The organism is Mumia sp. zg.B17 (assembly GCF_019550915.1).
Classification (GTDB): Bacteria; Actinomycetota; Actinomycetes; order Propionibacteriales; family Nocardioidaceae; genus Mumia.
On the sequence record NZ_JAHWCI010000006.1, the window covers coordinates 114263 to 140240 of the forward strand.

At 71.0% G+C, this 25978-nt stretch carries 22 protein-coding genes; 13 read left to right on the top strand and 9 right to left on the bottom strand.

Features of this window, described 5'->3' with window-relative positions:
• Positions 1 to 8 precede the first annotated feature (8 nt).
• Positions 9 to 914, bottom strand: a complete 906-nt coding sequence (locus tag KV097_RS09065) for an aminoglycoside phosphotransferase family protein (RefSeq protein ID WP_255559445.1) — start codon at positions 912 to 914, stop codon at positions 9 to 11.
• Positions 915 to 986: 72 nt separating this feature from the next.
• Between KV097_RS09065 and KV097_RS19515 the strand changes: the two genes are divergently transcribed.
• Together KV097_RS19515 and KV097_RS09075 are read left to right on the top strand one after the other, a co-directional pair.
• Positions 987 to 3860 carry a helix-turn-helix transcriptional regulator gene (locus tag KV097_RS19515; protein WP_220365693.1) on the top strand — a complete coding sequence of 958 codons (2874 nt, stop codon included), beginning with the start codon at positions 987 to 989 and terminating at the stop codon, positions 3858 to 3860.
• 436 nt (positions 3861 to 4296) lie between these two features.
• On the top strand, positions 4297 to 4617 hold the full coding sequence (locus tag KV097_RS09075) for a hypothetical protein (RefSeq protein WP_220344543.1): 321 nt from the start codon (positions 4297 to 4299) through the stop codon (positions 4615 to 4617).
• A gap of 17 nt (positions 4618 to 4634) precedes the next feature.
• Here KV097_RS09075 and KV097_RS09080 read toward each other — a convergent pair whose 3' ends face one another.
• The 6 genes from KV097_RS09080 to KV097_RS09105 are packed head-to-tail and all read right to left on the bottom strand — an operon-like array spanning position 4635 to position 12748.
• Positions 4635 to 5393, bottom strand: coding sequence for a DUF2182 domain-containing protein (locus KV097_RS09080; protein ID WP_220365694.1), 759 nt, complete (start codon positions 5391 to 5393; stop codon positions 4635 to 4637).
• Positions 5394 to 5406: 13 nt separating this feature from the next.
• Positions 5407 to 7524, bottom strand: a complete 2118-nt coding sequence (locus KV097_RS09085; protein WP_220365695.1) for a tyrosinase family protein — start codon at positions 7522 to 7524, stop codon at positions 5407 to 5409.
• Positions 7525 to 7535: 11 nt separating this feature from the next.
• Positions 7536 to 8657: a hypothetical protein gene (locus KV097_RS09090; RefSeq protein WP_220344538.1), complete on the bottom strand. Its 1122-nt coding sequence runs from the start codon at positions 8655 to 8657 to the stop codon at positions 7536 to 7538.
• A complete protein-coding gene (locus KV097_RS09095) occupies positions 8654 to 9073 on the bottom strand; it encodes a hypothetical protein (protein ID WP_220344535.1) in 420 nt (139 codons plus the stop codon). The genes KV097_RS09090 and KV097_RS09095 overlap by 4 nt, the downstream gene beginning before the upstream one ends.
• Before the next feature lie 25 nt (positions 9074 to 9098).
• Positions 9099 to 10349 carry a hypothetical protein gene (locus tag KV097_RS09100; protein WP_220365696.1) on the bottom strand — a complete coding sequence of 417 codons (1251 nt, stop codon included), beginning with the start codon at positions 10347 to 10349 and terminating at the stop codon, positions 9099 to 9101.
• Positions 10346 to 12748, bottom strand: a complete 2403-nt coding sequence (locus KV097_RS09105) for a hypothetical protein (protein ID WP_220365697.1) — start codon at positions 12746 to 12748, stop codon at positions 10346 to 10348. The genes KV097_RS09100 and KV097_RS09105 overlap by 4 nt, the downstream gene beginning before the upstream one ends.
• A gap of 319 nt (positions 12749 to 13067) precedes the next feature.
• Between KV097_RS09105 and KV097_RS19740 the strand changes: the two genes are divergently transcribed.
• Positions 13068 to 13754 carry a bacterial transcriptional activator domain-containing protein gene (locus KV097_RS19740; protein WP_220344530.1) on the top strand — a complete coding sequence of 229 codons (687 nt, stop codon included), beginning with the start codon at positions 13068 to 13070 and terminating at the stop codon, positions 13752 to 13754.
• 63 nt (positions 13755 to 13817) lie between these two features.
• Entirely contained in the window at positions 13818 to 15014 is a 1197-nt protein-coding gene (locus tag KV097_RS09115; protein ID WP_220365698.1) for a sorbosone dehydrogenase family protein, read from the top strand.
• On the opposite strand, the gene KV097_RS09120 is transcribed toward KV097_RS09115, so the two are convergent.
• Complete coding sequence (locus KV097_RS09120) at positions 15011 to 16012, bottom strand: cation diffusion facilitator family transporter (RefSeq protein WP_374106989.1); 1002 nt, start codon at positions 16010 to 16012, stop codon at positions 15011 to 15013. The genes KV097_RS09115 and KV097_RS09120 overlap by 4 nt on opposite strands.
• Positions 16013 to 16132: 120 nt before the next feature.
• Between KV097_RS09120 and KV097_RS09125 the strand changes: the two genes are divergently transcribed.
• The 5 genes from KV097_RS09125 (at position 16133) to KV097_RS19200 (ending at position 20483) form a co-directional block, all read left to right on the top strand.
• Positions 16133 to 17542 carry an amidase gene (locus KV097_RS09125; RefSeq protein ID WP_220344524.1) on the top strand — a complete coding sequence of 470 codons (1410 nt, stop codon included), beginning with the start codon at positions 16133 to 16135 and terminating at the stop codon, positions 17540 to 17542.
• 63 nt (positions 17543 to 17605) lie between these two features.
• Positions 17606 to 18964, top strand: a complete 1359-nt coding sequence (locus tag KV097_RS19745; RefSeq protein ID WP_220365700.1) for a M15 family metallopeptidase — start codon at positions 17606 to 17608, stop codon at positions 18962 to 18964.
• A 186-nt stretch (positions 18965 to 19150) separates the two neighbouring features.
• Positions 19151 to 19480 (top strand): helix-turn-helix transcriptional regulator, encoded by a 330-nt coding sequence (locus tag KV097_RS09135; RefSeq protein ID WP_220365701.1) that lies wholly within the window; start codon positions 19151 to 19153, stop codon positions 19478 to 19480.
• Entirely contained in the window at positions 19477 to 20184 is a 708-nt protein-coding gene (locus KV097_RS09140) for a cation transporter (protein WP_220365702.1), read from the top strand. The genes KV097_RS09135 and KV097_RS09140 overlap by 4 nt, the downstream gene beginning before the upstream one ends.
• 89 nt (positions 20185 to 20273) lie before the next feature.
• Positions 20274 to 20483: a hypothetical protein gene (locus tag KV097_RS19200; RefSeq protein ID WP_308289383.1), complete on the top strand. Its 210-nt coding sequence runs from the start codon at positions 20274 to 20276 to the stop codon at positions 20481 to 20483.
• Positions 20484 to 20613: 130 nt separating this feature from the next.
• Here KV097_RS19200 and KV097_RS09150 read toward each other — a convergent pair whose 3' ends face one another.
• Positions 20614 to 21084, bottom strand: a complete 471-nt coding sequence (locus KV097_RS09150; protein WP_220365703.1) for a hemerythrin domain-containing protein — start codon at positions 21082 to 21084, stop codon at positions 20614 to 20616.
• A 338-nt stretch (positions 21085 to 21422) separates the two neighbouring features.
• Between KV097_RS09150 and KV097_RS09155 the strand changes: the two genes are divergently transcribed.
• The 4 genes from KV097_RS09155 to KV097_RS09170 all read left to right on the top strand — a co-directional run bounded on the left by KV097_RS09155 (position 21423) and on the right by KV097_RS09170 (position 25976).
• A complete protein-coding gene (locus tag KV097_RS09155) occupies positions 21423 to 23069 on the top strand; it encodes an acyl-CoA dehydrogenase family protein (RefSeq protein ID WP_220365704.1) in 1647 nt (548 codons plus the stop codon).
• A gap of 347 nt (positions 23070 to 23416) precedes the next feature.
• Positions 23417 to 25099: a nitrite/sulfite reductase gene (locus tag KV097_RS09160; RefSeq protein ID WP_220365705.1), complete on the top strand. Its 1683-nt coding sequence runs from the start codon at positions 23417 to 23419 to the stop codon at positions 25097 to 25099.
• Positions 25096 to 25254, top strand: coding sequence for a hypothetical protein (locus KV097_RS09165; protein ID WP_220344516.1), 159 nt, complete (start codon positions 25096 to 25098; stop codon positions 25252 to 25254). The genes KV097_RS09160 and KV097_RS09165 overlap by 4 nt, the downstream gene beginning before the upstream one ends.
• The gene (locus KV097_RS09170; protein ID WP_220365706.1) at positions 25251 to 25976 is read left to right on the top strand and encodes a phosphoadenylyl-sulfate reductase; all 726 of its coding nucleotides are present in this window, start codon (positions 25251 to 25253) and stop codon (positions 25974 to 25976) included. Before KV097_RS09165 ends, KV097_RS09170 begins: the two co-directional genes overlap by 4 nt.
• Positions 25977 to 25978: the final 2 nt, after the last annotated feature.

The window sequence follows — 25978 nt, forward strand, 5'->3', positions numbered from 1 at the left end:
GTGCGGCCTCATCGCTCGTCCAGCAGCTGGGTCAGCCCGTGCTGGCCGACCGCACGTAGGACGGGCGCGTCGTCGGACGCGGCGATGAGGACCGCCGCGAAGAGCACCGCCCACCCACGTGCGCGTTCCCACGTCATGGCGTCGGCGTAGCCGGCCCGGGACACCTGCTCACGGAACTCGGCGCGCCCCGGTGCGTCGAAGGTCAGCCACGCCGTCGCGAGGTCGGTCGCCGGATCACCGGACGTCATGTCGCCGAAGTCGATCACCGCCGACAGAGCGAGGTCGTCTCCCCCGTCGGTGACGAGCACGTTCGCGGGATGGAGGTCGCCGTGGAGCCACGGCGGCGGCCCCTCCCAAACAGGCGCCGCCACCGCCGTTTCCCAGAGGCTCAGCAGCTCCCCCGCGTACGGCACGTGTCCGGTTGCGACGCGCTCCCGCATCCCCTCGTCGCGGGCGGCGAGCGGAACGCCTCGGTACGGGTTGCGCGGCGCGTCCTCCGGAGCCGGTCGGTGCAGTGCGGTCACGACGTCGGCGAGCGGCCGCGCCACCGTGCGGCGGTCGACCACCGGAGTCTCCCCCAGCATGCGTCCGTCGAACCAGGCGACGATGCTCCACGCCCACGGGTATTCCGGCCCGCGCGTGCCGTCGCTCGGCAGCCCGGTGCGTACGGGCTCGGGGACGGGGACCGGGAGGTGCGGCGCGAGGATCGGCAGCCAGTCCTGCTCGTGGCGGACGAGGTCCGCGGCGAGTGCCCGCCGAGGCACTCGGAGCGCGAGGTCATCACCGAGCCGCAGCACCACGTTGTCCCACCCGTTCGCGACGAGTCGGATCGGGAGGTCGGCGAGATCGGGATGCTGAGCCTCGAGGAGCCCTCGGACGAGCGGTATCGTCACGTCGATCTCGGCGGCAGGCATGGGCGGCACCGCTCGATGCTAGTGCGATGCAAGAACTCGGCCCGGCTGAACCGCCTTTGCGATCATGCGGGGGTGGACCGGTCGGTACCGTCCCCCACGACCGCGCTCGTCGGTCGTGACCGCGAGCGCAAGCTGCTTAGCGCCCTCCTCGACGAGACCGAGGCGGGACGTGCGTGCACCGTGCTCGTGCACGGTGAGGCGGGAGTGGGCAAGACATCGCTCGTCCGTGCTGTCACCGAAGCCCGCACCGAGGGTGTCGCCCTGTACGGAGCGGGTCTGCCCTTGTCGAGCCTGACGGTGCCGCTGCTCGCCATCCGGTCTCTGGTGCGCGAGCTGCCCGACGACGTCCCGCCCCTCGATCTGCCCAACGGCCATGACGCCGCGGACGCTCTGGTGGGTATCGATGCCTGGCTCGACAGGCTCGCGGAGACACGCCCCGTCGCACTTGTGGTCGACGACCTCCACTGGGCAGACCAGACGTCGTTGGACGTGCTGCAGTACGTCGTCGCCGGGCCGGAGCGCCGTCGGTTGTCGATCATGGCCACGGTCCGTTCCGGGGCGGTGACCGATGAACACCCGCTCACGCGCTGGCTCGCCGACGTGCGTCGACTGCCGCGTGTCGAGGAGATCGAGCTCGCACCGCTCGACCGGGCGTCCACCCTCGACCAGCTCACCAGCCTCCTCGGGGAGACGCCCCACGGCTCTCTCGTCGGCGAGGTGTACGCCCGGGCCGGTGGGAACCCCTACTTCACCCGCCTCCTAGCGACCGGTCTACGCAGCGACGCTCGTCACCTGCCCACCGCGATGCCGGGATCGTTGCACGACGCGCTCCTGCGAACCTCCTCCACGCTCTCGGCGTCGGCGAGACGCGGGACCCAGACCCTCGCCGTCGGTGGCCATCCGGCGACCTACGACGAGCTTGATGACGTCGCCCCGGATCTCCGGTGGGACGAGATCGTGCCCGAGGCCGTCGCCGCTGGGGTCGTCGACGCGCTTCCAGCTGGGCGGTTCTGGATCCACCACCCGCTCCTCGCCGAGACCATGGAGGCAGAGATGCCCGGGCGGGAGCGACGTGCCCGGCACCGCGCCTTCGCGCAGTGGTGGGAGCGACAACCGCCGTTGCACGAGGAGACGGCCGAGGCCGCACGCGTCGCTCTGGTGGCCGACCACTACTTCCAGGCCCAGGACACCGATCACGCCCGGACCTGGGCGCTGCGTGCGGCAGAGGCCGCCGAGTCGGCGGGCGCCTGGTCGGAGGCACATCGTCTGCTCGAGCGAGAGCTCACACACGACTCGTCGGACGGACGCGACGACACGCGGCTCGGCCTCCTTCACCGCGCCCGGGCCGCCGCCGAGATGTCCGGGGACCTCGACGCCGAGCTCGCCCTGGTCGACGAGCTGATGACGTGCGTGGACCCAGCGACCGACCCGCTCGCCGTGGCCGACCTGATCGTGCGGCGCGCCAGCGTCCGCCACCTGACGGGCCGGACGTACGTCGACGACGACGCACTGGCGGCCGCCGAGACGCTCGCCCGCTCACAGCCTCCGTCGGCCACGCTGGTGCGAACGCTTGCGTGGAGCGCGATGCATGGTGACTGGGAGCCCGCCAAGTGCGCCGCGCTCAGCGAGGAAGCCGTCATGATCGCCCAGGAGATCGGCGCCGCCGTCGGCATGGCGCTCACGGCCAAGTCCGTGACGGCCTTCGTCGGTGACGACGCCGCGGCATCGATCGCCTGCGCAGGTGAGGCAGTTGCCGCAAGCATGCGCGAAGGCGACTGGCCATCGGCGGCGAGGAGTGCGGAGTACCGCACCTGCGCGGGCGACTCGGCCTGGTCACCCTGGTTCGCCGAGCAGATCGCGCGCGACCGCGAGCACCTCGCCGCTTCCGGCGCACCGCGGCACGAGATCGTGCTCTTCGACATCCTCGAAGCCGATGCTCGCCTCTGGATCGGCGAGTGGGAGGAGTGCGTGGCGATTCTCCGCTCCTGCATGGCGACGCGGCTGCAGCCGATGTGGGACGCCGGCGGGCGTCTGTCGCTCGCCCATCTCGCGGCGGGGCAAGGGCGCCACGAGGAGGCAGCGTCGCACCTGGCGCGAGCCGAGGAGCTCGTTGTCGACACGCAGAGCTTCTACGAGCTCGAGTTCGACGCGGTCCGGGCGCTGGTGGCGCTCGCCGCTGCCGATCCTGAGGCTGCCTACTCCCACGCGGTCGCGGGTCTGGGGTTCGACACGCTTCCGCCGTCCATGATCGAGTACCTGCTCCCGCTGGCGGTGCGGGCTCTCGCCGACCAGATCGAGCGACGTCGAGCCGCCGGGGAGGGCACCGACGACCTGCTGCGCATGCTCACCGAGCTCGCTGCGACTCACCGCCACATCGTCCTGGACATCGGTGAGATGCAGCCGTGGGTGGCAGCCCAGATCGAAGCGATCCAGGTGCTCTACCGTGCCGAGCTCGCACGCGCGATGTCGAGCCCGGACGCGCCCCTGCTCTGGCGTGTCACCACGGTCCGCGCCCGCCGCGCGCACCTGCGCTGGGACGAGGCGTACGCGGGATGGCGCTGGGCCGAAGCGCTGCTGCGCTCCGGCGATCACGGACGTGAGACCAACGGGATCCTGCGCGACGCCCACGTGCTCGCGAGCCGGCTCGGGGCCGTCCCCGTGATCGACGCCCTCGAACGGCTCGCGGCAAGCGCCCACATCTCGTTGGCGGAGGTGGTGGGCGAGCCCGCCGGGACGTGGGCCGACGGCGCCCTTCCCGGCCTCACCCCACGCGAGAACGAGATCGTGGCGCACCTGGTCGCCGGGCGGACGTACGCGGAGATCGCTGATGCGCTCGTCATCAGCGAGAAGACGGTGAGCTCCCACGTGTCGAACATCTTGCGCAAGAGCGGTGCGAAGAACCGCGTCGAGCTCGCGGTGCTGGCCCAGCACCGGGTGGGCCCCTGACCGTCAGCGACTGGCACCCTGCTCTGGCACCGTCTGAGGTGCCGGAGCGGCTCCGGCCAGGTGGTCGCACCGCACGAGCCGATCTCCGACACGTTCGATCTCGCATTTGCTGTCGTCCAGCGAGGGTGAGACCGTCGCGGCGGGAGCATCGTCGGCGTACGGGCCGTCCTCCGGGACTGGCTTCGCGTGCGTGGGTTGCGTACCGGCGAGCACCAGGGCGAGGGTCGCGGCAACAGCAAAGATGCTGCGGTGTGGGTGGCGAGCTGTGTTCACGGGATCCTCCTGCGATGTGGATTCCACCGTCGAACGCGCGAACGCCGGTGAGCATCGGGGAGCACCCCTCAGATCTCTGCATCCGATCCCTCAGAGCATGACCCCCGTCTCACGGTTGAACTTCGCTGGACCGGTGCCGCCGCCGCACGCCATCCTTGTCCGTATGAGCGACGACCCCGCAACAACGGCCGCCAGCGGGGTCATCTACGGCAAGCGGGCCGCGCACCGTCCGCCGAGTGCGCCGGGTCCCGAGTGGCCGTATCCGACCTGTGTCCGGTTCTGCGCGATGCCCCACGAGGTCGGAGCACCGTGCCGCTCGTTCGGCGACGACGTCTTCCTCAGCCTTCGCGGGGTCGACCCGAAGACCGGCGAGCCGGTGTTCGTCCTCGTCTTCCCCGAGCACCCGGACTCGCCCGAGGTCGTGCTGACCGCCTACCAGGCCTCGGTCCTCGCTGCCGAGCTCTCACCGGAGAGCCTCCGCTAGCTCCGCGTCGGCGTCAGTCAGTGCGTGTGCGGCTCGAGGGGGACCGTCGGCGACGACGGGTCGCCGCCACCAACGCCGTACGAGAGAGCGAGGGTCAGAAGGCCCAGGGCGACGACGACGAGCGTGCCGTCGCCTCGAGGGACGTTGCTGCCGCGCCTCCGCTCGAGCACCCCCAGCACAGTGGCCACGGCCATGGCGACAAGGCCGTGGCCGATCATCACCGCCGTCATGAGGACGCAGCAGGTCGCGACGCACCGCCGCCCCGTCGCGACGCCGTAGCGGACACAGTCGCGGTCCGCCCTCCATCCGCTCACCGCCAACGGCATCGTCATCGCGCACTGGCGGAGGAGGCGTCGCCGCGACGGGGCTGCGTACGCCGCGGCGGCGACCGCGAAGCCCACCACGATCGCGGGGCGCCATCCCACGAACGTGACGAGCAGGCCGCCGAGGACGACAGACGCGGTCGCGACCGCCGTCCAAACGGCGAGATAGCCGGTCAGGTAGCCCGCCGCAGCCCGGTAGCGCCGCGACCAGAGGCTGGACTGGGCGACGAAGGCGACCTGCGGAAGGACGAACGGCACCATCATCGCCACCACCATCACCGCCGCATGCCCGATCGCGTGCAGCGGCGGGTGGACCTCGGGCGAGCCGAAGAAGCGTCCGGGATCGGCGAGCGCGAGCCACGCAAGTACAACCCAGGCCGATGCCGCGAGCACCACGGCGCACCACTCGGGGTGGTACCAGTGCGTCCGTACGACGAACGTCGCGCCGCTCATGCGTGGACCATGCTCATGCGTAGAAGAGGCTGACCCGGCCGACCGCGACGTCACCCGACGGGACGTTGCCGGTGGCGTCGGGGATCGGCGTGAACGAGACGTCAAGCTTCTTGGGGTCCCACTGCCCCGCCGCCGCCAGCGCCTTCACGATCCGGGTGATCTCGAACGTGGCGTTCTTCCCGCTGCCGCTGTGGGTGTCGGACTTCGTGGAGGACTCGATCACCCCGAACATCGAGAGCAGACCCGCCTTGCGGTCGGGGAAGTCTCGCGGCGATGCCCCCGGGGGTACGTTCACGTGAACGACGACCGATCCCGCACCGAGCCGGGTCGCGGTGACGTTCTCCAGGCGGAGGAAGACACGCGAGCCTGGGGGGACTCCCCCCGACTCCTCGATCAGCCGCGCGACCGGACCCCTCGGGGCGTTCACGTCCACGCGCGCCGAGGAGGGTCGTGAACCCACCTGTACGGGCCCGCTGGACGCACCGACCATCTCCGGCGGCCGTTCCTCCTGCTCGGCAACGGGCTGCGGCACCTCGTCGAACCGTTCGGCGAGCGCTTCGCGGGCGGCGGCAGCGGGCATGTCCGCGTACCGGTATCCCAACGGCGGCCGGCGGGGGTCGATCACCTGTGCCGTGGTCAACGTCGTGGTGGTGGTGCCGGACCCGAACACCCATCGGGCGTCTCGCCAGTCGTTCCGGGTCGGGTTGCGGTTGTTGCCTCGGCGCAGCCACGCCTCCCAGAGCCGGTCGATGTTGGCGTGGTGGAGCCAGAAGAGCGGATCGCGGCCCGCGGTCTCGAAACGTGCCATGAGTCCTCGGGGCGCCGAACCACCGACGGCCATGTGGACACCGCCGTGGGGTGAGTCCTCCAGCGCACCGGAACCGGGACCACCGGCGTGGGTGCCCACGGGTGCCGCCCGCCCGCCGAACCCTGGCGAGAACGGCCCGGTGAACTGGTTGGTCTCCATGGCGCTGGTGAGCTCGACGGCGTCCGCAGCCATCGCTGCCCCTCCGTTGATCCCGGGTGCACGCTGGGACACGAGCAGCGGGTTGGGCTGGTTGTCGGGCGTCCGGGCGTCACGAAACGCCGGGGGGATCCTGCGGACGTCCGAACGGGACTGGTCGCTGTAGTTCCAGAACGGCAGCGCCCAGCCCTGCGGACCACCGAGGCGGGTGATCTCGTCTCGCACGATCCGCTCGAAGTGGTGGAGGTAGACGCGGTGCCACGGCAGGAAGTGCCAGCTCTCGTGCTCACAGGCGTTCCAGCGCGCACCGGACGGCCAGGACGACCGGTCGATGTCGGTGCCGTGCGTCTCGGCGAGGTGACGCCAGCAGCGCGGGTCGGCGAACGTCGTGCCGTCCCTGGCCTGGAGCGCGGTGATCGCGCGGGCGTACCAGAGGATGGTGGGGTGCCACCGGTCGGCCGCGCTGAGAGTCCAGACGTCTTCACGGACTCGTACGCCCGGCGTGGGCATGGGTGTCGGGGTGGGCGCAGGTGTCGGGGTGGGCACAGGTGCGGGGCCGGGTACTGGCGCCGGGCCCGGCGCGAGCTTCTCGAGCTCCGGCCACGTCTTCGGTCCGATCACCCCGTCACGGACCAGGCCGCGACACGCCTGGAACATCTTCGTCGCGAGCTCCGTCCCCTGCCCGAACCGGCAGTCGACGACGAGCGGGTCCTGGCCGATCGCCTTGAGCTGCGGCTGCAACGACGCTATGTACTGACGCGTCGCCTGGCTGGTGTCGCTGCACGCCGGCGTGCCGGAGCGCCATGCCGCCAGGAACCGGTTCAGGAGGTGCTGCGCGTAGCCGACCGCGGGGTTGCGCGCCTTCGAGGCCGAGGTGCTGCGGTGGATGAGCGGCCGCGGCCCGACCGGGGCTGCCGGCGGCCCGTCACCCGGCGCGCACCGGTACGCGCCCCAGGTCTCGGCCTCCGTGGTGGGATCTTCTCCCCACTCGGTCTCGCCCCACTCGGTCTCGCCCCACTCGGTCTCGCCCCACTCCGTCTCGCCCCACTCGGTCTGGGTCGACGACACGGCCTCTGCCCCACCCTCGGTCCGGAACGGGCTCTCGTCGAACCACTCCTGCGTGCCCGCATCGGTCTCGGTCTGCCACGGCACCTCGTCCTCGAGCATGGTTCACCCCGTCATCGCTTGGTCAGCGGCCGCGGCGCGGCGACGACCTGGATCGGTGTCGGGCGTTCCTTGAGGTTGCGCCCGCTCGCAGCCGCCCACTCGGTGATCACGCGACGCACCTCGGTGCCCAGCGGGACCGCGCCGGGCGGCAACGGTGGCAGGGCCGGCGGCACCGTGCTCTGATACAGCAACCATGCGGTGCCGCTGTCGGTCACCCAGCCGGCCTCGAGCGCACGCAGCACCAGGGACAGCTCCTGGGCCATCGCGAAGAACGAGTTCGCCCGCGAGTGCGGTGTCAGCCCGACCCGCTCGCCGATCACCCGGAGCCGGTCGGCCGCGCTCGTCGCCTGAGCCCGCAGGTCCACCACGACCGGAGTGTTGGAGCCGAGCGTCAGCTCCACCCATCCCATCGCGGTCGTCGCCGCGAGCTCCTCGCGGCTCAGCAGCGCGTTCTGGCGGCGGGAGCGCAGCATGAACCCGATCTGCTCGGCGAGCCGATAGATCCGGTCGTCGTCGGTGGTGTTGCCAGCGACCAGGTTCCGCACGTTCTCGATCGCGCGCCACAGCTCGTACAGCAGCTCCTCGAGCAGCGCGACGAACGTCCGGTTCGAGGCCTCGGCCTTCTCGTACGGGTACGGCGCGTTGGCGTCGGTACCGTGGGCGAGGTCCATGCCGAACATCCGGTAGTACGCGTTGCGGCGTACGGCTTCGGCGTCGGGACGCACGGCGCTCGTCGACAGCCACGCGGCCACGGGGTTGTGGGCGCCGAACAACAAGGTCTCGGTCGCGTCCAGCCAGCGCTGCGTCGACACCGAGGGGATGCCGAGCCCTTCGCCACCACGGAACGCACGCACGACACGCGCCAGGATGTGGGCGGCACGGGTGTTCTCGATCGCGTAGGCATAGATCAGGTGGTCCCACGCCGGCTGCGACGGCATCGCGACGCCGCCGAACGCCCCCTGGTTGAAGAGCGCGACGCGCGCGGGGCCGGCCGGGGGCGGGTTCGGTGCCCACGGGTTGGCCGCGTCGAGGACCTGCTCCATGCGCCAGACGAGGTCGAGCGGGTCCGCGGTGATGACCTGGGCCTCCGCGGCGGGACCGCCACCGAGCTGTTGGACGAGCTGCGTGATCATGCCACCTGCTCCTCGTAGTACGGGCCGGTGACCACCGGCCGGGCCTGACCGATGAACGAGACGGGGAGCTCGTAGTCCGTGGCCAGCTGCTGGAAGTTGGAGTCCCGGTCCCCGCCGAGCGAGTCCCGGATGACGGCGAGTGCCTCACCGACCCCGGGATCGAGCTCGAGGGCGGTGGACGGCGGGACGATGCTGCGCAGCGGTCCCATCACCTCCGCGATCTCGGCAAGACCGACCGCGAGGCCGTCGAGCCCGGCGATCCCGCCGAGCGTCGTCCACACCTTGGCGAACTCCCGCGACGAGCTGTGCTGCATCGCCTCGACAGCCTCGAGCAGCTCCTCCGTGCGCTCCTCGATCGTCTCCATCGACGACGCCAGCGACCTGGTCGTCGGGTTCGCGCTCGTCTTCTTCGCCACGTCTGCCACCTCCGCTAGGCGCCGCTCACGCGGCGACGCTCCGTTGTCCGGTCATCCAGGTCCTCGCCCGCGAGATCCACTCGCCGGCCCTCTCAGGGTTCTCGGCCTCCCGCAGCCCGGCGAGGGCGATCAGCCGGATGCCCTCCGTCCCGCGCCAGTGCGGCGAGGTCCACAGCGCGGGTCCTGCGCTCCGCTCCAGCTCCGCGAGCGCCGACGGCGACACCCGCTGGGGGTCGACCAGCGCACTGACCGGCCGGTCCCGGAACCCGGGCACCGGGGTGTCGAGGCAGGTCGCGGCGATCGCGTCCAGGCGACGCTGCGAACGCAGGATGAGCGGCACGCTGCTCGCGTCGGCACGGCTCGCCGGATAGGTCGTCATGACCGCCCGCTCGAGCCGGTCCCACGGCCCAGGGCCGTACGCACGCCGACACATCGCGCAGCCCAGCAGGGTTCGCAACCACCCGATCGGGTGCGGATCCCCCAACGGCCACCGGAAGAGCGTCCGCTCGTCGCCGACCACGTCGTGCAGGGCGGCGACGGAGGCGAACCCGGTCAGGACGAACGCGTACACGTCCGCAGCGATCTCGCTGCTCCACGGCTGCCACATCGCCTTCAGGGCGGGATCGTCGGCGAGGGTCTTGCCGAGCGCGTCCGCGAGGGCGGCGTTCCATCCCGCGAGGTGGGCGACCTGGTGCCCCGTCTCGTGGAAGAGCGAGGTGGGACGATAAAGGTTGTGCCGCACGATCTTGACGGCGGCGACGGGGTTGACGGCCCCAGGGGCCCAGAGCCGGATCCCCACCCGGAGGATGCTGGCGCCCAAGCCCTCCCCCAGGTACGTGAGCACTGGGGGAACAGGGAGGCCGAGCGGCCGCAGGACCGGCTCGATGCTCTGGTAGGCGACCGAGTCGAGGAACTGCAGCGTCGTACGGAGATGTGTGCTCGTGCGGGTGTTGACCGCCTGTCCGAAGAAGTCCAGCGTCGTCTCCACCTGGACGTAGCGACGGCGGAACTGCTGCACCGCTGCGTGCGCCTCCGCGAGCCGCCCGGGATCCAGGCGACTGGCCCGGACCGCCGCCGTGGTCGTCCGGCCGTTCTCCAGCAGCTGGTCGACCGTCTGCGCCAGCTGGGTCCGCACCGGCAGGCCGATCGAGCGCTCGAGCGACTCCCACGCGTGCCGTGACGCGAACTCCTCGGCGTCGACGAAGCACTGCGCGGCACCGGTCCAGTGACCGAGCTGACGCTCGAGCTCGTCGGCGATCAGGCGGTGCTCGTTCACGGTTCGACCCTCCCGGGGACGACCGTGACCGTGGCGGGCGCCGCGGGCACCGCCGTCGTCCCGTTGCTGCCGGCGGTCGCAGCCTGTGGCGCCGTCCCGGGCGTCTCACCGGCGTCCGCGTCGTCGGCCGGGCCGGCGACGCCTCGCAGATGCACCTGAACGGTGACTCCGCGAGCCGGGTCCTGGGCGGCCCGCACGAACTCGTTGCCCCGCGTCCGGACGAACTCGGCCAACGCCTTGGCCAGGCCCGCACGCAACCGCCGCTGCGCACGCGACGGCCCTCGCCCACGCCCTCGGCCCCGTCCCCGCGGTGCCGTGGGTCGACGCCGACGCGGACCCCGCGCCGTCGCGAAGGCAGAGCGGAGCAGCGCGCGGAGCAGGGTCGTGCCCCCGCGGCCCGAGGCGACGGCAGCGGCGAGGCGTTGCGCGTCGGCCTCGGAGAAGAACAGCGACAGGCGGACGTCGCCACGTGACTCGTCGCTCCTGACCCTGCCGTCGCTCGGACGGACGGCCTCGGCGGCCGAACCCGGCGTCGCGTCGGGAGCGCCGCTCTGGCCCACAGGCTCGAGACGGAAGAAGCGCTGGCCCACGGAGATGCGGTGGCGCGACGCCAGGAAGCGGACGGGGGCATCGACACCGAGCCGCGGCTCGCGCAGCAGCACCCCCGCGTTGGCGATCGTCAGCGGATGCAGCTGGCTGTGCGCACCTCGGGCGGACGCCGACCCCGCGATCCTCTCGAGTCGCGCGAGGCGCACCAACGTCGTCCCCGGACCTGACTCGTACACGTGCACGCGGAACCGTCCCGGCAGGGCGATCCCCGCTGCTCGCAGCGCGGCAGCCAGCGTGACGCCGCCGAACGTCGTCACGGTCGAGGCGACCGCAGCGGTCACCTCGATCTCGGGCACCCGGGAGAACTTCTTGTAGGCGTAGGCCGTGCGAGCGTGCCGGACGACGAACGACCCGCCGAGCGACGGCGCGATCTGCAGGTCGGGCCGTACGAGCTGGGTGGGGAAGTTCGCTGCCACCGCCTCCTCGAAGGCCTCGGACAGAGCCACCTGGAGGAGGTCCTCGTCCTCGAAGAACGCCGCCGGCTGCTCCGAGAGCCGCCGCACCGTGTCCTCGACCGTCGCAGCGAGCGCCGCGGGGGCAGCCTCCTGCTCGAGATCGCCCGGACGGCCTTGCTCGAGCCCGATCACACGCATGCCCACATCGACGATCGCCGACGACAGGGGGCCGGAGAGCTTCGGCCCGACCCACTGTCCGATGAGCTTGGCGAGGAAACCCGACAGGAAGCCCACCACCTTCGGGCGACCGACGAGCCGGACGCCGAGCCTGAGCGCGGGCAGGATCGCGGGGAGGAACTGGTCGATCGCCGGGGTGAGGTCCTCACCCTCCTGTGCCGAGGCGACGCGGTCGATGAACGCGCTGCGAGCCGCTGCCAGCGACTCGAGCTCGTCGGACGCCGCCGGAGCGGCACCGCGTTCCTGGTCGTGGCCGAAGCTCTCCCCTTGCTCCAGCGACTCACCACCGAGGACGGACTCCGCCAGAGCCGCGTCGAAGGACTCGGCAAGACTCTCGGGATCTCCCGCGGTCACCGGCGTCGGGGCGAACGACGAGACGAGGAACTCCTCCTCGGCGTCACCCTCGGTCTCGACGAGGTCCTCGGTCTCCTTCTGGGCCAGCCCGAAGCGCCGCGCGAGAGCGCGAGCGGGTTCGTGCAGCGCTGCCGGAAGCTTGTTGATGGCGATCGCGAGGACGCGCTGGAGCAGCGGGCGCACGAGCGCCTTCAGCTTGTTGAGGATGGGGCCGAGCACCGAGAGCGCCGCCTTCCCGATCTTGCCCGCAGTGCTGACCACCGTCTTCACGACGCTCTTGGCCTTCTTGATCAGGCCTCCGATGAACTCCTCGCCCGCTGGAGTGACGTCCAGCTCCCCGACCTCGAAGCGGCCGAGGAGCTCGTCGAGCTGGTCGGGTGCCATCGCCTCGACGTCCAGGTTCTGCAGGTGGTCGGCGAACCGTTGGACGCACCGCTCGGCCTCGGAGCCGATCGGTGCCAGGTGGGCATCGGCGATCTGCTGCCGCTGCAGAGCGAGCTGCTGCGGCTGCTCGGCGACCAGCCCCGTCTCGGCCGCTTCCGCGGTCTCCGCGATGAGCTCGGCAAGAGCCTCGTCGAACTGCTCGTCGTGGATGCTCTCGAAGGCTTCGGCGATGACCTCTGCCGTCTCCCCGTCTCCCTCGGCCTCGCCGGTGAGCAGCTCGGCGAACGGCGTTGTCACCTCGGTCCACGGGAGGAAGCCGAGGGTCGAGGGCAGCGTCTCCAGCGTGGCGGCGTCCTCGGCGAAGGGGGTCTCGACCTCTCCCTCGAGGCGTTCCCCTGCAGCTTGGTCGATCACGGTCATGAGACCCTCCCGGAGCTTGTCGATGCGCGACAACCAGCAGCCTGCAGGGCCGCCGTAGCCGGCGGGGTCTCGCTGTCGTCCCCGCCGCGACGAGGCCCCGTACCCCGCCCTGGTCGGTTCGCGTCCGTGCTGCGTCCCTGTTTCGTGCGCGGCGCGTCCTCGTCGTCGGGCGCAGGCGACAATGCCCGCGAGCGCGAGCCCGAGGGCCCCTATGCTCGTGAGGTCGAACCCACGCCGCCGTCGCCCGGCCCTCGCTCGACTCCGCGGCACGTGGCCCCCGGACGCCTACTCAGGACGTGCCAGGGACCAGGAGCAAACGGTGACCAGCTCGAACGGATCGCGCCGCGTCGGCGTCCTCGGAGGGCTCGGGACACGTCCCCCCGAACGCCTCTCGGGAGCCGGACGGCGGCTGCTCGCCTACGCCGCGGTGAAGGGACCCCGGGTGAATCGGCTCCTCACCGGCACCGACCTCTGGCCAGAGCTGACGGAGGCAAGGGCGCGCGCGAACGTGCGGCGTGCCCTCTGGCAGCTCCCCCGCCGCTGGGTCCGTGCCGACGGCCCCGACCTGGAGCTGGCGGCGAGCGTCGACCTGGGCGAGGCGCGCCGCGTGGCCGACCAGGCCCTGGCCGACGTCGAGGTGGGAGCGGAGGAGGTGGAGATGCTCAAGCACGACCTGCTGCCCGGGTGGTACGAGTCCTGGGTGCTGGACGAGCAGGACCAGTTCCACCTGCACCGTATCCAGGCTCTCGAGGCGGTGTGCAGGACCGCGTCGGCGGCAGGCGCCTACACGTTGGCGACCGGAGCAGGACTTGCCGCCGTCTGTGCGGAGCCGCTGCGCGAGTCGGCGGTGACGGTCCTCGTCCAGGCGCTGGTGACCGAGGGGAACCGCTTCGAGGCCGCGCGACGCTACCGTGCGTACGCGCAACGACTCCGCCACGAGCTCGGCGCCGCTCCGGGTGACGACCTGGTCGCGCTGGTGCGGCCCTTCCTCCGCCGTCGGGCGTGACGGCCGCGTACGACGGCCCCGTCGACCTCTCGCGCGATCGGTCGGTCGGAGTGAGACTGAGGTATGAGGAGATCCGCCGTCGCCATCGCAGGCCTGGCCGCCGCGGCCCTGCTCGTCCCCGAAGCCGGGGCGGGTGCGGAGCGCGAGAGCGGGGCTGCTCAACCGATCGCATCCCGCACCGCCGGTGCCCGGCCTGCCGCTGCCCCGGCAGTGCGAGCCGCGCCGATGCGCGTCACCACCGTCCTGCGTGGCCTCGACCATCCCTGGGACATCGCGTTCATCTCTTCTCGGCAGTTCCTGTTCACCGAGCGCGCCCGCCGTACGATCTCGATCGGCACCCTCAGCGGCGGCAAGCGCGTCGTGGGGCGAGCGAGGGGAATCTGGGCGAGCGGGGAAACCGGGCTCATGGCGCTCGAGCTCGCGCCTGACTTCGCCCGTACCGGGGCCTTCTACACCTGCCACGGCTACCGCTCGGGCTCGACGACGGACGTCCGTGTGGCCCGCTGGCGCCTCAACGCCGCCCGCACCCGTGCCCGCCTGGTCACGACGATCGTGCGAGGGCTCCCCGCCACCACCGGACGCCACGGTGGGTGCGCACTGGCCTTCGGCGCGGGCAGGACGCTCTTCATCGGGACCGGTGACGGCGTGGTCGGGCGCAACCCGCAACGGCTCCGGTCCGGGGGCGGGAAGGTCCTCCGCGTCGATGCGCGGACGGGCCGCGGTCTGCGGACGAACCCGTACGCGAAGTCCCGCTACGCGATGAAGCGCCGGGTCTACACCTACGGCCACCGCAACGTGCAGGGCCTCGCACGGCGTGCGGGCCGCATGTGGTCGGTCGAGCAGGGCTCCTCACGCGACGACGAGGTCAACGCACTGTTCCGCAAGGGCAACTACGGGTGGAACCCGGTGCCGGGCTACAACGAGTCCGTCCCCATGACGAACCACCGGCTCCCGGGCAAGCAGCGCAGCGCACGGTGGCGTTCGGGCCGCACGACCCTCGCGACGACGGCTGCCGCCTGGCTGCGGGGGTCGGTCTGGGGCAACCGGGCCGGGCGCGTGCTCGCGGTGACGGCGCTGAAGGCCGAGCAGATCCGCCTGCTGCGGTTCGACAAGCGAGGCCGGCTGCGTGGCCAGTCGGTGGCGCTCCAGGGCCGGTACGGCCGGCTGCGGGCGATCACGGTCGCACCCGGGGGCGCGCTGTACGTGTCGACCTCCAACGGCAACGGAGCCGACCGCATCCTGCGCGTGCTCCCGGGCTAGGCGTCGGGCCCGAGGTCGGCGGGTGTGGCCGTGGACGCCGACCTGCGGAGGTCCGGCTCGAGGTAGATGACCCGGGCGATCGGGACGGCGGCGCGGATCCGAGCCTCCGCACCGTCGATGGCCGCGGCGATGTCGGCGGCGTCCTCCGTGGTGTCGACCTCGATCTTCGCGGCGACCAGCAGCTCCTCCGGGCCCAGGTGGAGGGTACGCAGGTGGATGACCGACGACACGCCCTCCCCGACGACAGCCGCCTTGATGGCGTCGACGTCCTTGCGGCTCGCCGACTCACCGAGGAGCAGGGACTTGGTCTCGATCGCCAGCACTACGGCGATGGAGACGAGGAGCACCCCGATGCCAGCCGTACCGAGGGCGTCCCAGCGCCCGTCGTCGGTCGTCAGGGTCATGCCGACACCGAAGAGCGCCAGGACCAGGCCGATCAGGGCGCCGAAGTCCTCGAGAAGGACGACCGGGAGCTCCGGCGACTTCGCGTTGCGGATGAACGAGACCCACGACTGGGGCCCGCGGACGGCGTTGGACTCGACGATGGCGGTGCGGAAGGAGAACCCCTCCATCCCGATCGCGGCCAGCAGCACCACGATCGGCACCCACTGCCAGGAGTCGATCGGGTGCGGGTCCTCCCACTTGTGCCAGGCCTCGTACAACGCGAAGAGACCACCGACGGAGAACAGCACGATGGACACGATGAACGCGTAGATGTACCGCTCCCGCCCGTACCCGAACGGATGGCGCTCGTCGGCCCGACGCCGGGCACGCTTGCCTCCGAGGAGCAGCAGCCCCTGGTTGCCGGAGTCGGCGACCGAGTGCACGGACTCGGCGAGCATGGACGAGGCACCGGTGAGGAGGAAGGCGACGAACTTCGTGACCGCGATCCCCAGGTTGGCCGCGAGCGCGGCGACGATCGCCCTGTTGCCCCCGTGTGCCGACACGTCCGTCCTCCTCGAGCCAGGGCCGGAGCCCGCCTGTTCCGCGCCTGGCAGCGTACCGCCGTGAGACCGTGGCCGCCGTACGTCAGCGCGCCCTGCAGAGGCCTCGGCGGTGCGGGATCCCACTGATACGCTCCCAGTGACCTCGGACACACGCATGCCTCAGGAGCCCCCGTGCCGCACTCACCTCGCGTCCACGCGTTCGGTGACGACGTTCTCGGTGACCTGGACGCGACCGGCGTCGCCGAGCTCGTCGCGACCCGTCAGATCAAGCCGCGCGAGGTCGCCGAGGCGGCGCTCGCCCGGGTCGAGGCGGTGTCCGCCCTCGATGCCGTCGAGCACCTCGACGCCGACCGAGCGCTCGACGCGGCCGACCGTGCCGCAGCGGGCGCGTTCGGTGGAGTGCCGACCTTCGTCAAGGACAACGTCGACGTCGCGGGCTGGCCGACGGGCAACGGCTCGGAGGCGTACGCGCCGCGACTCGCCCGCGCCGACAGCGACTTCGTACGGATGTGGTCCGACCAGGGCCTGACCTACCTCGGGAAGTCCCGGCTCCCGGAGTTCGGGTTCAGCGCGACCACCGAGTTCATGACCCGGCCGCCGGTGCGCAACCCGTGGAACCCTGCGTACTCGTCCGGTGCGTCGTCCGGTGGCTCGGCGGCGCTCGTGGCCGCCGGGGCGGTCCCCCTCGCTCACGCGAACGACGGCGGCGGATCCATCCGCATCCCGGCGGCGGCGTGCGGGCTGGTGGGCCTCAAGCCGACCCGTGGTCGCATCACTCCTGACCGCCTCGACGAGACGATGCCGGTCAAGGTGGTGACGCAGGGTGTCGTCACGCGGTCGGTGCGTGACACGGCTCGGTTCTTCGCGGCCGCCGAGCGCACCTACCGCAACCCGCGCCTGCCTGCGGTCCGGCTCGTCGAGGGCCCGGGCACGACCCGACTGCGCATCGGCGTCATCCACGACTCGGTGACGCGGGCCAGCGACCGCGAGACCCACGACGCAACCACCGGGACCGCCGAGCTCCTGGCGTCGCTCGGCCACCACGTCGAGGAGATGCCGCTCCCGATCACCCAGCAGTTCGCCGACGACTTCGCGCTCTACTGGGGGTTCCTCGCCTGGTACCTCACCGTCTCCGGCAAGCGTGGCCTCGGACCCGACTTCGACCCGGCGCTGACGGACAATCTCACCCAGGGCCTCGCCGCGGCGTTCCGCAAGGGTGTCCGCCGGTTCCCCGGAGCGATCTACCGCCTTCGCCGCGCCCAGCACTCCTACCGCGCGCTCTTCGCGACGTACGACGTGCTGCTCTCCCCCGTGCTCTCGCACACGACGCCCAAGCTCGGCTACCTCTCGCCGACGCTGGACTTCGACCGGCTCTTCGCGCGTCTGTATTCCTACGTCGGCTTCACACCGCTCAACAACGTCGCGGGAGGGCCGGCGATCTCGCTGCCTCTCGGACAGACCCGCTCGGGGCTTCCCATCGGGTCCCACCTGTCCGCCGACCACGGTGACGAGCGGACGCTGCTGGAGCTCGCCTACGAGCTCGAGGCAGCGCGTCCCTTCGCCCGCATCCAGGACGCCTGAGACCCCGCGTCCACCGCGTGCGCCGGACGAGCCAACGGCTCTGCCGGGGCCTACGGTGGGATGGTGAAAGCAGCTCGCGCGCTCACCCTCCTCGTCACCGTCCTGGTCGGCGCCCTCGTCGGCTCGCTGCTCGGTGCGGCACCGGCCTCCGCCGCACCGCCCCAGCTCACCGTCTCGGCGCCGGCGAGCGCGTACGCGGGGACGACCGCCACGATCCGCGGCACCACCTCACGGTTGGACGGCGAGATCCTGCTCGAGCGCGGTCGCAACGACGGAGCCTGGGAGAGGCTGGCCGCGACGCGGCCCGCGTCAGACGGCTCGTACGCGGTGGGCGTCTCCGTCGTCCCGGGCGCCCAGCGACTGCGTGTACGTCACGTCACCGTTGAGGGGACCGCGGTTCGCGAGCTGGGTCTCACCGGGACCGCCGCACCGTCTCGACTCGCCCTGTCCGGGCCGGCCAGGCTCACCGACGGCCGTACCGCCACGCTGACGGCCCGCTGGACGACCGGTGACGGTCGCGCGGTGACCGGGACGGCCGCCCTGTGGGGTCGTCGCTCTGGGGAGTCGGCGTGGACACCGCGCGGCTCGGTGGCGGTGCGCGCAGGGTCCGGGAAGGTGCGGGTCAAGCCTCGTGTCGACGTCGCCTACCAGCTGCGCACCGCCCGGACGGCGTACGTCCTGGCGGGAACCTCAGCCACGCACGTCGTCGACAACGTGCCCCCGGGTCGGGTCTTCGTCCGTCCTCCGGGCGCAGCCTCGCCGCGCATCAGGCTCCCCCGGCAGCCTCGAGCACGTAAGGCCGGCGCGCACGTCTCCGTCAGCCGGATCTCCAACGCGGTGTGGCGCTCGATGAAGGGCCGCACCTGGCACCGCGGCTGCCCCGTGGGCCGGTCCTCACTCCGGATCCTCCGGACCAACTACTACGCCTACGACGGTTATCGGCGCCGTGGCGAGATCGTGATCCACGCGCGCGTCGCGAAGGCGACCAAGCGCGTGTTCCGCGACCTGCACGCCGCGAAGGCTCCGATCCGGTCGCTCTACCGGGTCGACCGCTTCGGCTGGTCGCGCAGGCTGCGCGGTGGCAACGACATGAAGTCGATGGCCGCCGGCAACTCCTCGGGATTCAACTGCCGCAGCGTCGTGGGACGACCGGGACGGCGCAGCCCGCACAGCACGGGGCGCAGCATCGACCTCAACACCTGGGAGAACCCGTACCGCTCGGCGTGGGGCCTCGTCCCCAACCGCGACTGGGACTCCCGACGCAGCCCGGCGGCGTTCGTCTACCGCAGCCGCAACCATGCGGTGGTGCGGATCCTGGCGCGGCACGGGTTCCGGTGGCTGGGGAGCGCGGACTGGCAGCACTTCCAGTACTCCGGTCGCGGTGCTCGCCACCTGCCGGCGCCGAAGACGTTCTGGGACTGAGGTGCTGGTTCTGCTCGGCGGCGAGGCGGGCGTCGGCGCGTCGCAACCTCGACGGCGCCAGCGGTCCTCGCCCAGAAACGATCAGTTGAGGTCGCTTGTGCGATCCGCACGACAGCCGGAGTCCGGCACAGAGTCCAGCTAGGTACATCCTCCGCTGAATACAGCGAATCGTGTACGGTCACGCTCATGGAGACGGCCACCCTCACGCACACCTCAGCACTTGCTCGGTTGGGGCACGCCCTGTCCGACGAGACGCGCACGCGGATCTTGCTGGCGTTGCGCGAGGCGCCCGCCTACCCGTCGGACCTTGCGGACGCGCTGGGCGTCTCGCGGCAGGTGATGTCGAACCAGCTCGCATGCCTACGCGGCTGCGGTCTTGTGGAGTCACTCCCCGACGGGCGCCGGACCTGGTACCGGTTAGCCGATCCGCACCTGGCATCAGCGCTCGGTGATCTGCTGCAGCTGGTGCTCGCGGTCGACGCGACGTGCTGCGGCCCGGACTGCAGCTGCGCATGAGCAGCATCTCGATCGGCCCACGCCCCCTGCTCCCGGACCGCCGCTTAGTGCTCGAGCGACGGATCCGGTGGATCGTCGCGGTGACGATCACTTACAACGTCATCGAGGCCGGCGTCGCCCTGGTCGCCGGCCGGCTCGCGTCCTCGTCGGCGCTGATCGGGTTTGGCCTGGATTCGATCGTGGAGGTGCTGTCCGCGGCGGCGGTCGCCTGGCAGTTCTCTGCCCCGAACCCGCACACCCGTGAGCGCGCCGCGATGCGGACCATCGCACTGTCGTTCTTTGGCCTCGCGGCATTCGTCACCGTCGACGCCGTCCGGACCTTGCTGAATGCGACCGAGCCGGAGCACTCCACGGCCGGGATCATCCTGGCCGCGGTGAGCCTGGCGGTCATGCCGTTCCTGTCCTGGTTCGAGCGCCGCACCGGCCGCGAGCTCGGGTCGGCATCCGCCGTTGCTGACTCCAAGCAGACCTTGATCTGCACCTACCTGTCCGCGGTCCTGCTGGTCGGGCTCGTGCTGAACAGCACCCTGGACTGGTGGTGGGCGGACCCGATCGCCGCCATGGCGATCGCCGCGTTCGCGATCCGAGAGGGCATCGAAGCCTGGAAGGGCGACGCCTGCTGCACACCCGTCTCCCAGCTGGTCGGCGGCGGGATGGCGCACTGCGACGACGAGCACTGCGAGGACGGCGGCTGTGCCGACTGATCACACCTCGTCGAGGGGTTCCCGCTGATAGGCACGACCGCGACCACGCACCGCCCGGGGCTGCCGACCACCGCGGCCGGCTAGCGATCGTGTTCGGGATCATCGGCCTGGTCGGCAACGTCGCCTCGATGCTGGTCCTCTCCTCGGGGCAGGCGGCGAACGTCAACATGCGCGCCGCGTTCCTGGAGGTCGTCAACGACTTCCTCGGATCCGCGGCACTGATCGTGACCGCGATCGTGATCGCCACACCGGCTGGGAGCAGGCGGACGCGGTCGCAGGACTGCTCATCGGGGCGCTGATCCTGCCGCGCGCATTCAGGCTGATGCCAGGTTTCTGGCGATAGCTCTGCTGAGACGGCCCTGCACGCCAGAAACGATCGATTCTGGGGACTCGCGGAGCGATCGCGCCGCCGTGCAAGCCAGTTCTCGGCTACAGCGGTCCCAGGACGTCGCTCACGGCATCATGCAGTTCGAGTCTTTCGAACACACGCAGGAGCTGTCGTTCCTCGTAGAGGAAGTGAGTCTCCATCACCGCACCAACTCCGTCCAGGTGCATCGCGAGTTCTGCCGCCGTCGCTGATCGGTCGACGGCCGCACCAAGTTCCCCAAGGAGATGAGCAATCATCGAGTGGTCTTGTTCGAGGGATCGGAGCACGGGGGCCAGGTGAGGATGAGCGGCCTCGATCGCGGGAAAAAGGGCGCGGTCTTCGCCGCGATGGTGACCGTCGAGTGCCGCACAGAATCCGTGGCAGTACAGCAGCAGATTACGCGTCGCGTCTTCGGATGGACCGCCGTCGCGTACGGCTGTCTGTGCGACGGCCAGAGCGTCCCGCAGGCGTTGGTGCACGCGGCGTAGTTCGTTGCTCCAGGCAATCAGCCTGGTCGTCTCGCGCTCAGTCACGCGAGGACGAAGGGAGCGATGAAAGCATCCTCGGTCCTTCGGGTTCGACGCCTCCATGCCTGACACAGACTGTCACCGACACGCGACGCTGCACTCATGTTAGACGGGCGCACCGTTCTTTCGCGAGAGGCCAGGACGAGGGTGGCGGTAGATTTCCGCAACTGGCCGAAGCTGATCGTTTCTGGTCGAACAGCCCATGGAGATAGATGGGACCACCGCTGAGATGTGGAACGAGGACCAGCTCCGCCGCCCCAGGCCGTCGCGCTGCCGTTCTGCGTCTCCATGAGCCTGACCGTACGAACGGCCGGCAGCGCGCGCGAACGATTTAAGGTGTCGCCATGGACCCGTTGCAGCGTGCCTCCACCAACCAGGCCGCCCCTCTCGTCGGCTACGACGCGGTGAGCTCCGACGCCGCGCTCGTCGCCTCGGTGCGCGCGTTCGCCGGTGACGACGCCCCGGCAGTCCTCTCGTCGCTGGAGCCCGTCGGACGGCTCGCCGGCTCGGCGGAGGCCCGCGAGCACGGGATGCTCGCCAACCAGAACGAGCCCGTCCACCACCCGGTCGACCGCTACGGCAACCGGGTGGACGAGATCGCGTTCCACCCGTCCTGGCACTGGATGATGAGGCAGGGGATCGGGTTCGGGCTGCACGCGACACCGTGGGTGAGCGACCAGCCCCAGCCGCACCTGCGGCGTGCTGCGGCGTACGTCGCGTGGACCCACAATGACCCGGGGCACGGCTGTCCGCTGACCATGACGTACGCCGCGGTCCCCGCGCTCCGCGCCGACGACGCGCAGGCCAAGCAGTGGACGGCACTGCTCGCCTCCACCTCGTACGACTTCGGGCTGCGCAACCCCGCGGAGAAGACGGGGATCCTCGCCGGGATGGGGATGACGGAGAAGCAAGGCGGCTCCGACGTCCGGACCAACGTCACGACGGCCACGCCGACGGCCGTCGACGGTGAGTACGTGCTGCACGGTCACAAGTGGTTCACGAGTGCTCCGATGAACGACCTCTTTCTGGTGCTTGCGCAGGCGCCGGGCGGACTCACCTGTTTCGTGGTGCCGCGGGTGCTCCCCGACGGGACGCGCAACCCGCTCCAGGTCGTCCGCCTCAAGGACAAGCTCGGCAACCGGTCCAACGCGTCCTCGGAGCTGGAGTTCGCCGGCACCTGGGGAGTCCGGCTCGGCGACGAGGGCCGCGGCGTCCGGACGATCATCGAGATGGTGGCCTCGACCCGCCTCGACTGCGTCCTGGGCTCGTCGGCGCTGATGCGCCGCTCGGTGGCGGAAGCCACGTGGCATGCCGCGCAGCGGTCCGCGTTCGGCGCGCCGTTGTCGCAGCAGCCGGCGATGCAGAACGTCCTCGCCGACCTCGCGATCGAGTCCGAGGCCGCGACGCTGCTCGGGCTCCGGCTGGCCGCGAGCGTGGAGAGGTCCGACGACGAGCACGAGAAGGCGCTGCGCCGGATCGCGCTGCCCCTCGCGAAGTTCTGGGTGTGCAAGCGCACGCCCTTCCACGTTGCGGAGGCGCTCGAGGTCCTCGGCGGCAACGGCTACGTCGAGGAGTCCGGCATGCCGCTGCTCTTCCGAGAGTCGCCGCTCAACTCGATCTGGGAGGGCAGCGGCAACGTGAACGCGCTCGACGTCCTCCGCGCCCTCCAGCGTGAGCCCCAGGCGCTCGAGGCGTGGTTGAACGAGATGGGTGCCGTACGGGGTTACGACCCGCGCGTCGACGGCATCGTGGACGACGTGCTGGTCGAGCTCGCCGATCTCGACGACGCGGAGTTCCGGGCGCGGCGCATCGCCGGTCAGATGGCGGTCGCGCTGCAGGCGTCCCTCCTCATCCGCCACAGCGATCCGGGGGTCTCCGACGCGTTCGTCGCCTCGCGGATCGGGGGCGACTGGGCGGGCACCTTCGGGACGCTCCCCCGCGGGGTGGAGGCGGCCCGCATCGCCGAGCGGGCCACGCCCGTCCTCGGCTGATCTCCGCCCCCGTCGTTTCGGTCACGCCGTTGGGTTAAGCCGTTGTCGCTGTGGCGCGGGTCACAGAGACCCCTGTCGATCCCTGCAACGGCGGGAGGAGAGACGGCAACGTCTCATCATATGGATGGGGATCTCATCTTGTGAGATGAAGCGTTGCTCTCGACGGGGTACCCGGCGCAGACTGACGACCATGCTCACAGCGCAGACGACCCACCTGGCGGTACGCCGTCACGTGGACTTCGGTCGGATGCGCAGCATGATGTGTCGCTGCGGTTGATCGTCCCCGCCCCGGCCCTCTGACGCGCCGGCTGACCATCGCACCCGAGCATTCTTCGACAGGACGCCACATGACCGCGACCACCGACGCCCCCGTGCGCGTCGCCCGCCCCCGCCGCGCCAAGGGCGACGGCCAGTGGGCCCTGGGATACCGCGAGCCGCTCAACGCCAACGAGCAGTCCAAGAAGGACGACAACCCGCTCAACGTGCGTGCTCGCATCGAGAACATCTACGCCCACGGCGGGTTCGACTCGATCGACAAGGCCGACCTCCGGGGACGCTTCCGCTGGTGGGGCCTCTACACCCAGCGCAAGCCCGGCATCGACGGCGGCAAGACTGCCACGCTCGAGCCCGAAGAGCTCGAGGACTCCTTCTTCATGCTCCGCGTCCGCATCGACGGAGGCCAGCTCGACCTGCGCCAGCTGCGGACCATCGCCGGCATCTCGACCGAGTTCGGCCGTGACACCGCCGACCTGACAGACCGCCAGAACGTGCAGTACCACTGGATCCGCGTCGAGGACATGCCCGAGATCTGGGACCGGCTGGAGTCGGTCGGGCTCAGCACCCAGGAGGCCTGTGGCGACTGCCCTCGGGTCATCCTCGGCTCCCCCGTCGCCGGCATCGCCTCCGACGAGATCATCGACGGCACCTGGGCGGTCGAGGAGATCGAGCGCCGCTACATCGGTGACCCCGAGCTCTCCAACCTGCCCCGCAAGTTCAAGACCGCGATCAGCGGGCACCCGAGCCACGACGTCGTCCCGCAGATCAACGACGTCGCCTTCACGGGTGTCGTGCACCCCGATCACGGCCCAGGCTTCGACCTGCTCGTCGGAGGCGGCCTGTCGACCAACCCGATGCTCGCGCAGCGCCTCGGCGCGTGGGTCCCGCTCGAGGAGATCCCCGAGGTCTGGCACGGCATCGCGTCGGTCTTCCGTGACTACGGCTACCGGCGGCTCCGGACCCGCGCACGCATCAAGTTCCTCATCGCCGACTGGGGCCCGGAGAAGTTCCGCGACGTGCTCGAGAACGAGTACCTCAAGCGCAAGCTCGTCGACGGGCCCGAGGCGCCCGCACCTCGTACGCCCGGGGACCACGTCGGCGTCCACCGCCAGGTCGACGGCAGCTACTACGTCGGCGTCGCGCCGAAGGTCGGTCGCGTGACCGGCACGATCCTCTCCCGGCTCGCCGACGTCGTGGAGGCCCACGGGAGCAACCGGATCCGTACGACGGCCCAGCAGAAGCTGCTCGTCCTCGACGTCGCCCCCGACAAGGTCGACTCGTTGGTCGCCGAGCTGGCCGCGATCGGTCTGGAGGCGGACCCGTCGCCGTGGCGCCGCAACACGATGGCCTGCACGGGCATCGAGTTCTGCAAGCTCGCGATCGTCGACACCAAGAACCGCGCGGACCTCCTCATCGACGAGATGCAGCGCAGGATCCCCGAGCTCGACGAGCCGATCACCGTCAACGTCAACGGGTGCCCCAACTCCTGCGCCCGGATCCAGACCGCCGACATCGGTCTCAAGGGCCAGCTGGTGCTGGACGGCGGCCGACAGGTCGAAGGCTTCCAGGTCCACCTCGGCGGCGCCCTCGGCCTGACACCAGGCTTCGGGCGCAAGCTGCGTGCCCACAAGGTCACCGCGGAGGCGCTCCCCGACTACGTGGAGCGGGTCGTCCGCGGATACCTCGACCACCGCAGGGACGACGAGTCGTTCGCCGAGTGGGTCTCCCGAGCCGACGAGGAGCAGCTGCGATGAGCGGGCGCGCGGCTCCCTTCCACTGCCCCTACTGCGGCGACGAGGACCTGCGTCCTCACGGGACCCGTCACGGCGCCTGGGAGTGCCGCGCCTGCCTCCGCGCCTTCTCGCTCTCGTTCATCGGGTTGATCCCCGCGGGGGGTGACGTCGCATGACGCCCACCGCGATCCGTCACGACGTCCCTGCGCGGTCCACCGAAGAGCTCGAGGAGCTCGCCCGCATCGCCGGACCGGAGCTCGAGCTCGCACCGGCCGAGCTGATCCTGGAGTGGGCGGTCGAGCACTTCGGCGACCGCTTCTGCGTCACGTCGTCGATGGGTGACGCCGTCCTCGCCGACATCGCGAGCAAGGTCGCTCCGGGGCTCGACCTTGTGTTCCTCGACACCGGCTACCACTTCGCGGAGACCATCGGGACCCGCGACGCCGTCGAGGCCACCGTGCCGGTCAACCTGATCACCGTCACGCCCGTACAGAGCGTCGCGGAGCAGGACGCCGCGCACGGCAAGGACCTGTTCCGTACCGATCCCGACCTGTGCTGCGCGCTCCGCAAGGTCAAGCCTCTCGAGGCGGCCTTGGCCGGCTACGACGCATGGGCCACCGGACTGCGCCGGGACGAGACGCACAGCCGCGTCATCGCCCCTGTCGTGGGGTGGGACGGCCGCAAGGGCAAGGTCAAGGTCTCTCCGCTCGCACGCTGGACGGCCGACGACGTCGACCGCTACATCGCCGAGAACGGCGTCCTCGTCAACCCTCTGCAGTACGACGGATATCCCTCGATCGGGTGCTGGCCCTGCACCCGGCGTGTCGCTCCGGGCGACGACGCCCGTAGCGGACGCTGGGCCGGCACCGGAAAGAACGAGTGCGGCATCCACCTCTGATG

Excerpts from the sequence above, each read along its gene's own strand:
- KV097_RS09065 (WP_255559445.1), bottom strand. The coding sequence starts at position 914 with ATGCCTGCCGCCGAGATCGACGTGACGATACCGCTCGTCCGAGGGCTC.
- KV097_RS09075 (WP_220344543.1), top strand. The coding sequence starts at position 4,297 with ATGAGCGACGACCCCGCAACAACGGCCGCCAGCGGGGTCATCTACGGC.
- KV097_RS09080 (WP_220365694.1), bottom strand. The coding sequence starts at position 5,393 with ATGAGCGGCGCGACGTTCGTCGTACGGACGCACTGGTACCACCCCGAG.
- KV097_RS09085 (WP_220365695.1), bottom strand. The coding sequence starts at position 7,524 with ATGCTCGAGGACGAGGTGCCGTGGCAGACCGAGACCGATGCGGGCACG.
- KV097_RS09090 (WP_220344538.1), bottom strand. The coding sequence starts at position 8,657 with ATGATCACGCAGCTCGTCCAACAGCTCGGTGGCGGTCCCGCCGCGGAG.
- KV097_RS09105 (WP_220365697.1), bottom strand. The coding sequence starts at position 12,748 with ATGACCGTGATCGACCAAGCTGCAGGGGAACGCCTCGAGGGAGAGGTC.
- KV097_RS09115 (WP_220365698.1), top strand. The coding sequence starts at position 13,818 with ATGAGGAGATCCGCCGTCGCCATCGCAGGCCTGGCCGCCGCGGCCCTG.
- KV097_RS09135 (WP_220365701.1), top strand. The coding sequence starts at position 19,151 with ATGGAGACGGCCACCCTCACGCACACCTCAGCACTTGCTCGGTTGGGG.
- KV097_RS09140 (WP_220365702.1), top strand. The coding sequence starts at position 19,477 with ATGAGCAGCATCTCGATCGGCCCACGCCCCCTGCTCCCGGACCGCCGC.
- KV097_RS09155 (WP_220365704.1), top strand. The coding sequence starts at position 21,423 with ATGGACCCGTTGCAGCGTGCCTCCACCAACCAGGCCGCCCCTCTCGTC.
- KV097_RS09160 (WP_220365705.1), top strand. The coding sequence starts at position 23,417 with ATGACCGCGACCACCGACGCCCCCGTGCGCGTCGCCCGCCCCCGCCGC.
- KV097_RS09165 (WP_220344516.1), top strand. The coding sequence starts at position 25,096 with ATGAGCGGGCGCGCGGCTCCCTTCCACTGCCCCTACTGCGGCGACGAG.
- KV097_RS09170 (WP_220365706.1), top strand. The coding sequence starts at position 25,251 with ATGACGCCCACCGCGATCCGTCACGACGTCCCTGCGCGGTCCACCGAA.